This window comes from Lentzea albidocapillata (genome assembly GCF_000719115.1).
In the GTDB taxonomy this organism is placed as follows: Bacteria; Actinomycetota; Actinomycetes; order Mycobacteriales; family Pseudonocardiaceae; genus Lentzea; species Lentzea albidocapillata.
Genome location: NZ_JOEA01000003.1, coordinates 395,639 through 408,159, shown reverse-complemented (window position 1 = coordinate 408,159; position 12,521 = coordinate 395,639). Strand labels below are relative to the sequence as shown.

Sequence of the window (12,521 nt, the reverse complement as noted above, 5' to 3'; positions counted from 1 at the left end):
GATGTCAGACGGCAAGGGTCCTCCCTTCCGCGATCGGCAGTGAAACAGGAACCCCGTGCCGTGAGGCACAGCGCGTAAGCGCTACCCGCCGCACGGCGGGTGGGAATCCCTGCCCGTCAGGGCAGGGAGAAGTCAAGGCTTCTCCGATCCGACGACCCACATGGCGAAGAACTGCGAACCACCGCCGTACGCGTGGCCCAGCGCGACCCGCGCGCCGTCGACCTGGTGGTCTCCCGCGGTGCCCATGACCTGCATGGCCGCTTCGGCGAAGCGCAGCAGGCCGGAGGCGCCGATCGGGTTGGACGACAGCACGCCGCCGCTCGGGTTCACCGGCAGGCGGCCGCCGATCTCGGTCTCGCCCGCCTCGGTGAGCTTCCAGCCCTGCCCGATGTCGGTGAAACCGAGGTTCTCGAGCCACATCGGCTCGAACCACGAGAACGGCACGTAGATCTCGGCGGCGTCCACTTCGGACAGCGGGTCGGTGATGCCCGCCTGCTTCCACAACGCCCTGGCGGCGTCCTGGCCCGCCTGCGGGTTGACCTGGTCGCGTCCGGCGAACGTCGTGGGCTCGGTGCGCATCGCGGTCGCGCGGATCCAGGCGGCCTGGCCCGACGTCGGTTCCGCCGAGATGACGACCGCGCAGGCGCCGTCCGAGGACGGACACGTCTCGTCGTACCGGATCGGGTCCCACAGCATGGTGGAGGCCTGCACCGACTCGACGGTGATGTCCGGCTGTTTCAGGTGTGCGTAGGGGTTTTTGGCACCGTTGCGCCGATCCTTGGCCGCGACCATCGCGCCGATGTGTTCGGGAGCGCTGGCTCGGCGGATGTAGGAACGCACGTGTGGCGCGAAGTAGCCGCCCGCGCCCGCGTGCACGGGCATGGTGAACGGTGTCGGCACGGACAGCGCCCACATCGCGTTCGACTCGGACTGCTTCTCGAACGCCACGGCCAAAACGCGGTCGTGCACGCCGGACTGCACCAGGCTGGCGGCGACGTTGCCCGTGCTGCCGCCGACCGAACCGGCGGTGTGCACGCGCAGCAACGGTTTGCCGACCGCGCCCAGCGCGTCCGCGAGGAACAGTTCGGGCATCATCACGCCCTCGAACAGGTCCGGTGCCTTGCCGAGGACCACGGCGTCGATGTCGGACCAGTCCACGCCGGCGTCAGCCATCGCGCGGTCGATCGCTTCGCGGCACAGGCCCGCCATCGACACGTCGAGGCGTTTCGCGGCGTGGTGCGTCTGGCCGGTGCCGACCACTGCTGCCGGTCGCATCACTCACGCCCTTCCATCACGCAGACGAGGTTCTGCTGGAGCAACGGCCCGCTGGTGGCGTGGCCGAGGACCTTGGTCGCCGAGCCGTCGTGGATCCTGCGTGCGGCCTCGCCGATGCGCGCCAGCCCGGCCGCGAACATCGGGTTGCCCGCCAGCACGCCGCCCGACGGGTTCACGGTGACGTCGTCACCGAGCCCGAGTGCCTGACGCAGCAGGATTTCCTGGTGGGTGAACGGCGCGTGCAGCTCCGCCACCTGGACGCCGTCGGCGCCCGCCGCCTTGCCGGCCGCCACGGCAGAGGGGGAAGTCGTCAGGTCGCGCGTGCCGAACGACGGCGAGTCGACGCGGTGTTCGAAACCGGTGATCCACGCCGGACGTTCGCACAGCTCCCGCGCTTTGTCGCCTGCCGCAAGCACGATCGTCGCCGCACCATCGGTGATCGGCGCGCAGTCGTGCCGCCGCAACGGATCCGCGACGTAGGGGAGGGCCAGCAGTTCGTCGGCGCCGACCTCGCCGGACAGCTGGGCGAGCGGGTTCGACAGGGCGGCGGAACGGCTCTGCGCGGCCACAGAGGCCATCGCGCGTTCGTCCCACAGGCCGTTCTCGATGCCCATACGTGCCTGGATGCCCGCCAGGCCAAGAGAATCCGGCCATAACGGTGTCACGAGGTACGGATCGAGCTGCATCGCCATGACCCGGCGGAGCTGCCCGGCCGAGGACTTGCCGAAGCCGTAGACCAGCGCGGTGTCGATCTCGCCGCAGAGCAGCTTCACCCACGCCTCGTAGAGCGCCCACGCGGCGTCCATCTCGACGTGCGACTCGGCGATCGGCGGGAAGGCGCCGATCGCGTCGACCGCCGAGACGAACGAGAACGCGCGCCCGGCCAGGTAGTCCGAGGAGCCCGAGCACCAGAACCCGATGTCGGTCTTGGTGATTCCGAGCCCGCCGAGCACCTCGTGGAAGATCGGCACCAGCATCTCGACACCGTTGGTGGTGCCGTCGGTCTCGCGCACGCAGGGCGTCTGCGCGAAGCCGACTACCGCTATGTCACGCACGCGAGCCTCACAGGTGCTGGGAGTAGGAGTCGAACGGCGCGTCCGGCTCGCCGGACGGCTTGAAGTGGTCGATGTTCTGCATCGTCGGGCCCCACTCCTCGCGCGGCTTCCAGACCGCCTCCACACGCATGCCCATCCGGACGTCCTCGGGCGCGACGCCGAGCAGCAGGTGCAGGAACGGGATGTCGGCGCCGTCGAGCAGCACGTACGCCGAGACGTAGGGCGGCGGGATGCGCTGGCCGAGGAACGGCACGTTGACCACGCAGTACGTCGTGACGGTGCCGTGGTCGGACAGCTCGATCTGGTCCGTCGTCGGCACGCCGTCCACGGGACAGGCCGGGCGCGGCGGGAAGTAGACCTTCTCGCACACCGGGCAGCGCTGGGCGATCAGCCTGCCTTCCATGAGACCACGCAGGAACGGGTCCTCCGTCGGTGACGCGGAGTGGGTGTAGTGCAGGTTCACCGGCGTCGTAACCATCGTGACGTCGTCGGCTTCCGTGGGCGGGTCGGCCGGCTCGTCGGAGATCTCGAAGCACTCGATGTCGGTGATCGCGCCGACGCGTTCGCCGCGCCACCTTGCGCGCACGCGTGTTCCGGTCGCCATCCGGTCCGGTGAACCCGCGTCGACGGCGTGCAGCAGCGCGGTGTCCGCGCCGTCGAGCTGGATGAGCGCCCACGCGAACGGCCGGTCGAGCGGCTGTCCTTCGAGGGGCTCGGGGATCCACGACCACCCGCGCACGACACCGGTCGCCGTCACGTCCACGAACTCGTGCAGACGTTCGGCGGTCACGGGGTCGTACTCGAGCGGCGGCACGTGCACGCGCCCGTCACTGCCGCGGATCCCGGTCACCTTGCGGCGGCGGAGATCCGAGAGGAACCGGCCCAGCGTCGGGCCGAGGGAGCGCGTGTAGTCGAAGCCAACGTCGAGCGGAGCACTCAGCGGCCGAGTCACAGATCAAAGTGAAACAGGTTCTCGAAATGGTGGCAAGATGGGTGCATGAAGCTCGGTCTGCAGCTCGGGTACTGGGGCGCCGGTCCGCCTCAGAACGCCGCCGAACTCGTGGCGGCGGCGGAGGAGTTCGGCTTCGACGCGGTGTTTGCCGCCGAGGCGTGGGGCTCGGACGCGTTCACACCGTTGGCGTGGTGGGGTTCCGAGACTTCGCGGGTGCGGCTCGGTACGTCCGTCGTGCAGATGTCGGCCCGTACGCCGGCTGCCTGCGCGATGCACGCGCTGACTTTGGACCACCTCTCCGGCGGGCGGTTCGTGCTCGGCCTGGGCGTGTCCGGTCCGCAGGTCGTGGAGGGCTGGTACGGACGGCCGTTCGCGAAACCCCTGGCCAGGACCAGGGAGTACGTGTCGATCCTGCGGCAGGTGATGGCCCGTGAGGCGCCGGTCCGCAACGACGGCCCGCACTACCCGTTGCCCTATCAGGGGCCTGGCGCTCTGGGGCTCGGCAAACCGCTCAGGCCCATCACCCACCCGCTGCGTGCTGACCTGCCCATTTGGCTCGGCGCGGAGGGTCCGAAGAACGTCGCGCTGACGTCGGAGATCGCGGACGGGTGGCTCGCCATCTACTACGCGCCGCGGCTCGCCGGCATGTACGACGAGTGGCTGGACGAAGGCTTCGCGAAGTCTGGCCGTAGCAGGGAGAACTTCGAGGTCGCGGCCACCTGCCAGGTCGTCGTGACGGACGATCCGGCGGCCGTGCGGGCGATGCTGAAGCCGTTCGTCGCTTTGTACATCGGCGGAATGGGTGCGCCGGGGATGAACTTCCACGCAGAGGTGTTCACCCGCATGGGATACGGCGAGGTCGTCGAGGACGTCGGCAGGCTCTTCCAGGCCGGGCGCAAGGACGAGGCGGCGCAGGTGGTTCCGGACGAGTTGGTGGCCGAGATCAGCATCGTCGGCAATGCGGAGCACGTGCGCGAGGAGGTTCGCCGGTGGGAGAAGGCCGGCGTCACGACACTGCTCGTCGGATGCCGCGACGTTGCCTCGATCAAGGCCTTGTCGGAGGCTTGTCAGTAGGTGAAACGCGTTCTACTTTGAGGGTGTGGTCACAGGACTCTGGAACATCGCTGCCGATCAGCCGGACCTGACCGCGCTGGTCGATCCGAGTGGTCGAGAGATCACCTACTCGGAGCTCGCGGGCACCGCGAACCGTTACGGACGCGGGTTCCGGGCCCTGGGGCTCGAACCCGGCGACAGCATCGTGCTGATGCTGCCCAACAGCGCCGACCTGGTGGCGGTGTACTTCGCCGCCTACCAGACCGGCCTCTACGTCGTGATGGCCAACTGGCACCTGACCGGGGCCGAGGTCGCGTACCTCGTGCAGGACAGCGGTGCCAAGGCTTTCGTCGCCCACGAACGGTTCGCCGCGGCGGCCGTCGAAGCCGCAGCGGGCCTTCCGGCCGAGGCGAGGTTCGCCGTCGGTGAGATCACGGACTTCACGCCTCTGGCGAAGCTCGGCGAGGGCGAGGAAGGCAGGCCCGACGGCCGCACCATGGGGTCGCCGATGCTCTACACCTCCGGCACGACCGGCCGCCCCAAGGGAGTGCGCAGGCCGTTGACCGGCGCCGACCCGGACGTCGTGCCGCCCTCCGCCGCCTGGTTCTTCGGCATCTTCGGCATCAAGCCGCACGACGGGCACGTGCACCTGTGTGGGTCGCCGCTCTACCACACAGCGGTGCTCAACTTCGTCGTCATCTCGATCCAGCTCGGCCACACCACCGTGCTCATGGACCACTGGGCGCCGGAGGACATGCTGCGGCTGATCGAACGCCACAAGGTCACCCACAGCCACATGGTGCCGACCCAGTTCCACCGGTTGCTGGCTCTGCCGGACGACGTGAAAGCCAAGTACGACATAGGTTCGCTGCGCGCGATGATCCACGGCGCGGCGCCGTGCCCGCTGGAGGTCAAGCGCCGCATGCTCGACTGGTGGGGGCCGGTCGTGATCGAGTACTACGCGGCCACTGAGGGCGGTGGCACCGCGATCACCGCTCAGGAGTGGCTGCGCAAGCCTGGATCGGTCGGTCTGCCGTGGCCGACGTCCGAGATCAAGATTCTCGGCGAGGACGGCACCGAGCTGCCCGTCGGCGAGCAGGGCCTGGTCTACATGCGGATGGGCGACGCGACGTTCGAGTACCACAAGGACGCGGAGAAGACCCGGGCCGCGCGCGTCGGCAAGCTGTTCACGTTGCAGGACATCGGCTATCTGGACGAGGACGGCTACCTGTTCCTGTGCGACCGCAAGAACGACATGATCATCTCTGGTGGTGTGAACATCTACCCGGCGGAGATCGAGGGCGAACTGATCTGCCACCCGAAGGTCGCGGACGTGGCGGTGTTCGGAGTGCCGCATCCGGACTGGGGCGAGGCGATCAAGGCCGTGGTGCAGCCCGCGGACGGGGTCGAGGCTTCCGAGGAACTGACCGAGGAGTTGCTGGAGTTCGCGCGGACGCGCTTGGCGAAGTTCAAGCTGCCACGGACGATCGAGTATCTCGCCGAACTACCGCGCGACCCGAACGGCAAGTTGTACAAGCGAAAGCTGCGCAGCCAAGAAGGAAGTTCAAGCGGTGCGTGACCTCATCAGGATGACGCCGGCCGAGGTCGAGACTTTTCTCCAGGGCCAGAAGACGTTGATCGTCGCCACCATCGGCCGCAACGGCCTGCCGCACCTCGCGCCGATGTGGTTCGCGTGGGTGGACGGCGAGCTCGTGTTCTGCACGGACCGCAAGTCGCAGAAGATCCTGAACCTGCAACGCGATCCGCGCTGCAGCGTGCTGGCCGAGGCGGGGGAGACCTACGACCAGCTGCGCGGCGTGCACATGGAGGGCGTCACCGAGTTCACGCCGGACCTCGGCCGGGTCGTGGACGCCGTGGTGGAACGCAACTTCGGTGAGGTCGGGGACGATCCCGAAGCCCGCGAAGCCCTGCGCAAGGCGATGTCGAGGCGCGTCGCCGTGATCTTCCGTCCGACCAAGATCGCCAGCTGGGACCACCGGAAGACGATGTCTGGAGTGAACCCGTGAACCTGAACCGCCGTCAGGTGCTCGCCGGAGCCGGTCTCGCGCTGGCCTCCGGACTGGTCAAACCCGCCACCGCCTCCGCCGATCTCGGCGAGTTCGACGTCGTCGTGGTCGGCGCGGGCGCGGCCGGCATGACCGCCGCGCTGACCGCCGCCAAACGCGGCCTGAGCTGCGTGGTCGTGGAGAAGGCGCCGACCTACGGCGGCTCGGCCGCTCGCTCGGGCGCGGGCATCTGGATCCCCAACAACGAGGTGATCCTGGCGGCGGGCATTCCGGACACGCCCGCGAAGGCCGCGCAGTACCTGGCGGCGGTCGTCGGCGACATCCCGCTCGTGCGGCAGCAGGCCTACCTGACCTACGGGCCGCAGATGATCTCGTTCGTCATGCGCAACAGCCCGCTGCGCTTCCGGCACATGGACGGCTACAGCGACTACTACCCGGAGTACCCCGGCGGCATCGTGAAGGGCCGTTCGATCGAGCCGGAGATGCTCGACGGCCGCGTCCTCGGCGCCGAGCTGGCGAACCTGAACGCCCCCTACCTGGCCACACCGGCCGGCATGGTGATCTACGGCGCGGACTACAAGTGGCTCGCGCTGGCCCTGGTCAACGCGAAGGGCGCGGCGACCGCGGCCGCTGCCCTGGCGCGCGGCACCGCGGCCGCCCTGGCCGGGCAGAAGCCGCTGACCATGGGCCAGGCGCTGGCCGGCGGGCTGCGGGCCGGTCTGATGCAGTCGAACGTCCCGGTGTGGCTGAACACCGGTCTGGCAGACCTGATCGTGGAGAACGGCGCCGTCAAGGGCGTGCTGACCTCACGCGGTGCCGTGCGCGCACGACGTGGCGTGATCATGGGTTCCGGCGGCTTCGAACACAACGCGGCGATGCGCGCCCAGTACCAACGCCAGCCGATCGGTACTCAGTGGACGGTCGGCGCGAAGGAGAACACCGGCGACGGCCACCGCGCGGGCCAGCGGGCGGGCGCGGCGCTCGACCTGATGGACGACGCTTGGTGGGGCCCCGCGATCCCGGTGCCCGGCACCCCGTACTTCTGTCTCGCCGAACGCACGCTGCCCGGCGGCCTGATGATCAACGCGGCCGGCCGCCGCTTCGTCAACGAGGCCGCGCCCTACAGCGACGTCGTGCACGTGATGTACGACAAGAATCCGGCAGACCCGTGCATCCCGGCCTGGCTCGTCGTCGACCAGAACTACCGCAACAGGTACCTGTTCGCCGACGTGGCACCGGCCCTGCCGCTGCCGGACGGCTGGTACCAGTCCGGTGCCGTGGTGAAGAACTGGTCGCTCGACGGCCTGGCCTCGGCCATCGGCGTGCCCGGCGCGAACCTGAGGTCGACCGTCAGCCGGTTCAACAACCAGGCCCTGAGCGGTCGCGACCCCGACTTCAAGCGCGGCGACAGCGCGTACGACCACTACTACACGGACCCGGCCGTCTTCCCGAACTCGTGCCTGGCCCCGCTGTGGGCGCCGCCGTTCTACGCCTTCAAGATCGTGCCGGGCGACCTCGGCACCAAGGGCGGTCTCGTGACGGATGCGCGTGCCCGTGTGCGGCGGCCGGACGGGTCGGTGATCCCCGGGCTGTACGCGGCGGGCAACGTCAGTTCGGCCGTGATGGGGCGGAGTTATGCCGGGGCGGGGTCGACGATCGGGCCCGCCATGACGTTCGGGTACATCGCGGCCAACGACGTGTGAGAATACGACAGGTCCCAAGCGCAGAAGGCTACCGGCCCTTGAACTCCGGCTTGCGCTTCTCCGCGAACGCCCGCGGCCCTTCCTTGGCGTCCTCGCTGGAGAACACCTCCATGCCGAGCCGGGCGTCCACTGTGAACGCCTCGTTCTCGTGCATGACCTCGGTCTCCCGCATGGTCTGCAGGATCTTCTGCACCGCGATGGGCCCGTTGGCCGTGATGAGCGCGGCCAGTTCCAACGCCTTGTCCAAAGCCTGACCGTCCGGCACCACGTGCCCGATCAGCCCGATCTCCTTGGCCTCCGCCGCCCGGATGTGCCGTCCCGTCAGCAGGAGGTCGGCCGCGACGGTGTAGGGGATCTGGCGTGGCAGCCGGACCGCCGAGCCGCCCAGGGGGAACAGGCCCCAGCGTGCCTCCGAGACACCGAACCGCGCGCTCTCGCCGGCGACGCGGATGTCGGTCGCCTGCAGGATTTCCGTGCCACCGGCGACCGCCGGGCCTTCCACCGCGGCGATCAGTGGTTTCGTCAATCGACGTCCTTTGAGCAGTGGTTCGATGACGGAGAAGTCGAACTTGCCGGCGTTTTCGCTGGGGTGGTTGGACGTCATCGCCTTGAGGTCCGCGCCCGCGCAGAACGCTCCGCCCGCGCCGGTGAGGATGCAGACGCGGACGTCCGGATCGGAGTCCACCCGGTCCCACGCCTCCTTCATGATGGCCAGCATGGGGCCGGACAGGGCGTTGCGGACCTCTGGGCGGTTCATCGTGACGACCAGGACGTTGCCGGCCAACTCCACCAAGGCATGTGGTTCCGTCGTGGTCGTCATTCGCGCGCCTCCTGGATCGAGTCTGACCGCACGGGGGATTGTCGGGAACAGTAACACGTTCTACTTTGTCTGCCATGGCCCTCAACGTCGCAGACCTCGTTGAACACGCCGCCGACACCGTGCCCGACAGGACCGCGCTCGTGTGCGGGTCCAAGCGGGTCACCTACGCCGAGCTTGAGTCGCGAGCCAACAAACTGGCTCACCACCTGGCAAAGAACGGCGTGACGCAGGGTGCGCACGTGGGGCTCTACGCGCGCAACTCGATCGAACTCGTCGAAGCCATGCTCGCGGTCTTCAAGCTGCGCGCCGTGGCCATCAACGTGAACTATCGCTATACCAAGAACGAGTTGCAATACCTCTTCGGTGAAGCCGATCTGACCGCTCTCGTACACGAACGGCGGTACTCGCCGTTGGTCGCGGAGGTCGGCGCGCCCGGCCACACGGTCGTGATCGACGACGAGACGGACGAGGATTTCGCCGGTGCCGACTACGAAACGGCACTCGCCGAGGAGTCCGGTGAACGGGACTTCGAGTCGCGCAGCCCCGACGACCTCTACATCCTGTTCACCGGTGGCACGACCGGCATGCCCAAGGGCGTGATGTGGCGGCACGAGGACGTGTGGCGCACGCTCGGCGGCGGCATCGACTTCGTTACCGGCGAACGGCTGACGGACGAGTGGCAGCAGGCCAAGGCGGGCAAGGACTACGGCCTGGTCAGGCTGTGCCTGCCGCCGTTGATCCACGGCGCGGCGCAGTGGGCCGTGCTGGGCGCGTTGTTCAGCGGCAGCACCGTGGTGCTGGTGCCCAAGTTCGACCCCGCCGAGATCTGGCGGGTGATCGAAAGGGAAAAGGTCCAGGTCGCCGTCATCACCGGCGACGCGATGGGCCGGCCGCTGATCGAGGAGTTCCAGCGCGGCACGTACGACGGCTCGTCGCTGTACATCCTCAACAGCAGTGCCGCCCTGTTCTCCTACACCGTGAAGAAGCAGTACCACGAACACCTGCCGCACACGACGCTGCTGGAGTCGATCGGGTCGAGCGAGACCGGGTCCACCGGCATCGGCGCGGTGCCCAAGGAGATCGTGAAGACCGACGGCACCAAGGTGAAGCTCAACGAGGACACCATCGTCATCGACGAGGACGGCAAGAAGCTGGAGCCGAAGCCCGGCGTCATCGGCAAGCTGGCGCGCGGCGGGCACATCCCGCTCGGCTACTACAAGGACCCCGAGAAGACCGCGCGGATGTTCGTCGAGGTCGACGGCAGGCGGTTCACCGTGCCCGGTGACTTCGCCCGGTTCGAGGAGGACGGCGACATCACGTTGCTGGGGCGCGGCAACACCTGCGTCAACACCGGCGGCGAGAAGGTGTTCCCCGAGGAGGTCGAGGGGGTGCTGAAGTCGCACCCGGACGTGTTCGACGCGCTCGTGATCGGCATCGCGGACGACCTGCTAGGCCAGCGCGTCGGCGCGATCGTCCAGCCGCGCGACGGCGCGACACCGACACTGTCCGAACTGGACGCCCACGTCCGCGAGACCCTCGCCGGCTACAAGGTGCCGCGGTCGTTGTGGCTCGTCGCCGAGATAGGCCGCACCCCCAGCGGCAAACCCGACTACCAGTGGGCGAAGCGCCACGTGGAGGATCATGCGCACCAGCCTGTGTGACGAGCTGGGCATCGAACATCCCGTCTTCGGCTTCACGCCGTCCGAGCACGTGGCGGCGGCGATCAGCCGGGCGGGCGGGCTCGGTGTCCTCGGGTGCGTGCGGTTCAACGACGCGGAGGACCTCGACCGCGCGTTGACGTGGATGGACGAGAACACCGACGGCAAGCCGTACGGCGTCGACATCGTCATGCCCGCCACCGTGCCGAAGGAGGGCACGCAGATCGACCTGGCCGGGCTGATCCCGCAGAGCCACAAGGAGTTCGTGCAACAGACGTTGCTGAAGCTCGGCGTGCCACCGCTGCCCGACGGCGAGGGCGGCGAGGGCGTACTCGGCTGGCTGCACTCGGTGGCGCGGTCGCACGTCGACGTGGCCCTGGAACACCCGATCCGGCTCATCGCGAACGCCCTCGGCTCACCGCCCACCGACGTCATCGAGCAGGTGCACGCGGCCGGTGTGCCGGTGGCCGCGCTGGCGGGCAGGGCCGAACACGCTCGCCGGCACGTGGCCAACGGCGTCGACGTCGTGGTGGCCCAGGGCTATGAGGCGGGTGGACACACCGGCGAGGTCGCGACGATGGTGCTGGTGCCGGAGATCGTCGACGCGGTGGACGTCCCCGTGCTTGCCGCGGGGGGTATCGGTTCGGGACGGCAGGCCGCCGCCGCGATGGCGCTCGGTGCGTCCGGCGTCTGGATGGGCTCGTACTGGCTGACCACCGCCGAGTACACGCTCGGGAACTCCAGCACGCAGGAGGCGTTGCTCGCCGCCGGGTCCAGCGACACCGTCCGCACCCGCATCTACACCGGCAAACCGGCGCGGTTGCTGAAGACGCGGTGGACCGAGGCGTGGACGTCCGCGGAGGCACCGGAGCCGTTGCCGATGCCGTTGCAGAACCTGCTGGTCAGCGAGGCGCACCTGCGCATCGCCCGGTCCGACGACCCGTCCGTGGTCTCGATGCCGGTCGGCCAGGTCGTCGGGCGGATGAACGAGGTCAGGCCGGTGGCCGAGGTGATGGCGGACCTGCTGGCGGAGTTCGACGCGACGGTCGAACGCCTCACCAAGCTGCGCTGAGTTTCAGGAGCTGGGCGGTCGCCCCGCCCAGCTCGAACTCGTTGCGCTTCGCCGCCGTGAAGTAGCGGTGCACGTCGTGGCTCATGTCGATGCCGGTGCCGCCATGGACGTGCACGGCGGTGTGCGCCACGCGGTGCCCGGCGTCGGCGGCCCAGAACTTCGCCGTCGCCACCTCCTGCGCCGCGTCCAGGCCTTCCGCCAGGCGCCAGGCGGCCTGCCAGAGGGTCAGCCGGATCGCCGCGACGTCGATGTACGCATCAGCCAGACGTTGCGCCACGGCCTGGAAGCTGCCGATCGGCCGGTCGAACTGCACGCGGGTGCGGGCGTACTCGGCCGTCAGCTCCAGTGCGCGTTCGGTGACGCCGAGCTGCAGAGCGCACAATCCCAGCGTGTACCGCGTGATCAGCCAGTCGAGCGACAGGCCGGGCACCACCTCGCCGGTGCCGGAGAACGTGAAGCACCCCGCGTCCGAGCCGTCGACCAGTTCCTGCGGGGTGATCTCCAGCTGCTCCGCCTCGACGAGGAACACCTGCCCGTCGTGCGCCACCAGGAACGCGGCCGCTTCCGACGCGAACGGCACCGTCGTCTTCACGCCGCCGGCTTCTGACAGCGCGACGGACAGCACTAGTCCCTGCTTCAGCCAGCGGTCGCGCTGGTCCGGAGTTCCGAACTCCGCGAGCGCCGACGCCGCGACCGTCGTGGGCAGGTAAGGCACGGGGGAGACCGCACGACCCAGTTCGACCAGCACCGAGCACTGTTCCAGCACGCCGAACTCGTCGGGCTGCTCCGGCACGACGCCCGACTTGACCAGGTCGAGCCACGGCGTGTCGGACGAGTCGAGGATCTTGCGGGTCAGCGCGGCCAGCTCGCGCTGCGCCTCGGTCAGGGTGAAGTCCACGGAGTCTC

General features: G+C 68.9%; 11 protein-coding genes. 6 read left to right on the top strand and 5 right to left on the bottom strand.

Translation table 11 applies throughout. From position 1 onward, the window contains the following. Nucleotides 1-132: 132 nt before the first annotated feature. Genes IG04_RS0105615 through IG04_RS0105605 form a run of 3 tightly spaced genes read right to left on the bottom strand, consistent with a single transcriptional unit; the run spans nt 133 to nt 3,282 of the window. Nucleotides 133-1,275: a thiolase domain-containing protein gene (locus IG04_RS0105615; protein ID WP_030475450.1), complete on the bottom strand. Its 1,143-nt coding sequence runs from the start codon at nt 1,273-1,275 to the stop codon at nt 133-135. Beyond that, nucleotides 1,275-2,330: a thiolase domain-containing protein gene (locus IG04_RS0105610; protein ID WP_030475449.1), complete on the bottom strand. Its 1,056-nt coding sequence runs from the start codon at nt 2,328-2,330 to the stop codon at nt 1,275-1,277. Before IG04_RS0105610 ends, IG04_RS0105615 begins: the two co-directional genes overlap by 1 nt. Before the next feature lie 7 nt (nt 2,331-2,337). Then, nucleotides 2,338-3,282 carry a Zn-ribbon domain-containing OB-fold protein gene (locus IG04_RS0105605; RefSeq protein WP_030475448.1) on the bottom strand — a complete coding sequence of 315 codons (945 nt, stop codon included), beginning with the start codon at nt 3,280-3,282 and terminating at the stop codon, nt 2,338-2,340. A gap of 45 nt (nt 3,283-3,327) precedes the next feature. On the opposite strand from IG04_RS0105605, the gene IG04_RS0105600 reads away from it, so the two are divergent. Genes IG04_RS0105600 through kstD form a run of 4 tightly spaced genes read left to right on the top strand, consistent with a single transcriptional unit; the run spans nt 3,328 to nt 8,065 of the window. Next, a complete protein-coding gene (locus tag IG04_RS0105600; protein ID WP_030475447.1) occupies nt 3,328-4,356 on the top strand; it encodes an LLM class F420-dependent oxidoreductase in 1,029 nt (342 codons plus the stop codon). A 25-nt stretch (nt 4,357-4,381) separates the two neighbouring features. Beyond that, nucleotides 4,382-5,914 (top strand): acyl-CoA synthetase, encoded by a 1,533-nt coding sequence (locus tag IG04_RS0105595; RefSeq protein ID WP_030475446.1) that lies wholly within the window; start codon nt 4,382-4,384, stop codon nt 5,912-5,914. Further along, on the top strand, nt 5,907-6,362 hold the full coding sequence (locus tag IG04_RS0105590) for a pyridoxamine 5'-phosphate oxidase family protein (protein ID WP_211257673.1): 456 nt from the start codon (nt 5,907-5,909) through the stop codon (nt 6,360-6,362). Before IG04_RS0105595 ends, IG04_RS0105590 begins: the two co-directional genes overlap by 8 nt. Beyond that, nucleotides 6,359-8,065, top strand: coding sequence for a 3-oxosteroid 1-dehydrogenase (gene kstD / locus IG04_RS0105585; protein ID WP_030475444.1), 1,707 nt, complete (start codon nt 6,359-6,361; stop codon nt 8,063-8,065). The genes IG04_RS0105590 and kstD overlap by 4 nt, the downstream gene beginning before the upstream one ends. 28 nt (nt 8,066-8,093) lie before the next feature. Here kstD and IG04_RS0105580 read toward each other — a convergent pair whose 3' ends face one another. Next, on the bottom strand, nt 8,094-8,885 hold the full coding sequence (locus tag IG04_RS0105580; protein ID WP_030475443.1) for a crotonase/enoyl-CoA hydratase family protein: 792 nt from the start codon (nt 8,883-8,885) through the stop codon (nt 8,094-8,096). 74 nt (nt 8,886-8,959) lie between these two features. Between IG04_RS0105580 and IG04_RS0105575 the strand changes: the two genes are divergently transcribed. Both IG04_RS0105575 and IG04_RS0105570 read left to right on the top strand, forming a co-directional pair. Continuing rightward, entirely contained in the window at nt 8,960-10,546 is a 1,587-nt protein-coding gene (locus tag IG04_RS0105575; RefSeq protein ID WP_030475442.1) for an acyl-CoA synthetase, read from the top strand. After that, a complete protein-coding gene (locus IG04_RS0105570; RefSeq protein WP_030475441.1) occupies nt 10,527-11,615 on the top strand; it encodes an NAD(P)H-dependent flavin oxidoreductase in 1,089 nt (362 codons plus the stop codon). The genes IG04_RS0105575 and IG04_RS0105570 overlap by 20 nt, the downstream gene beginning before the upstream one ends. Here IG04_RS0105570 and IG04_RS0105565 read toward each other — a convergent pair. Further along, nucleotides 11,599-12,513, bottom strand: coding sequence for an acyl-CoA dehydrogenase family protein (locus tag IG04_RS0105565; RefSeq protein ID WP_030475440.1), 915 nt, complete (start codon nt 12,511-12,513; stop codon nt 11,599-11,601). The genes IG04_RS0105570 and IG04_RS0105565 overlap by 17 nt on opposite strands. Between the last annotated feature and the right edge of the window lie 8 nt (nt 12,514-12,521).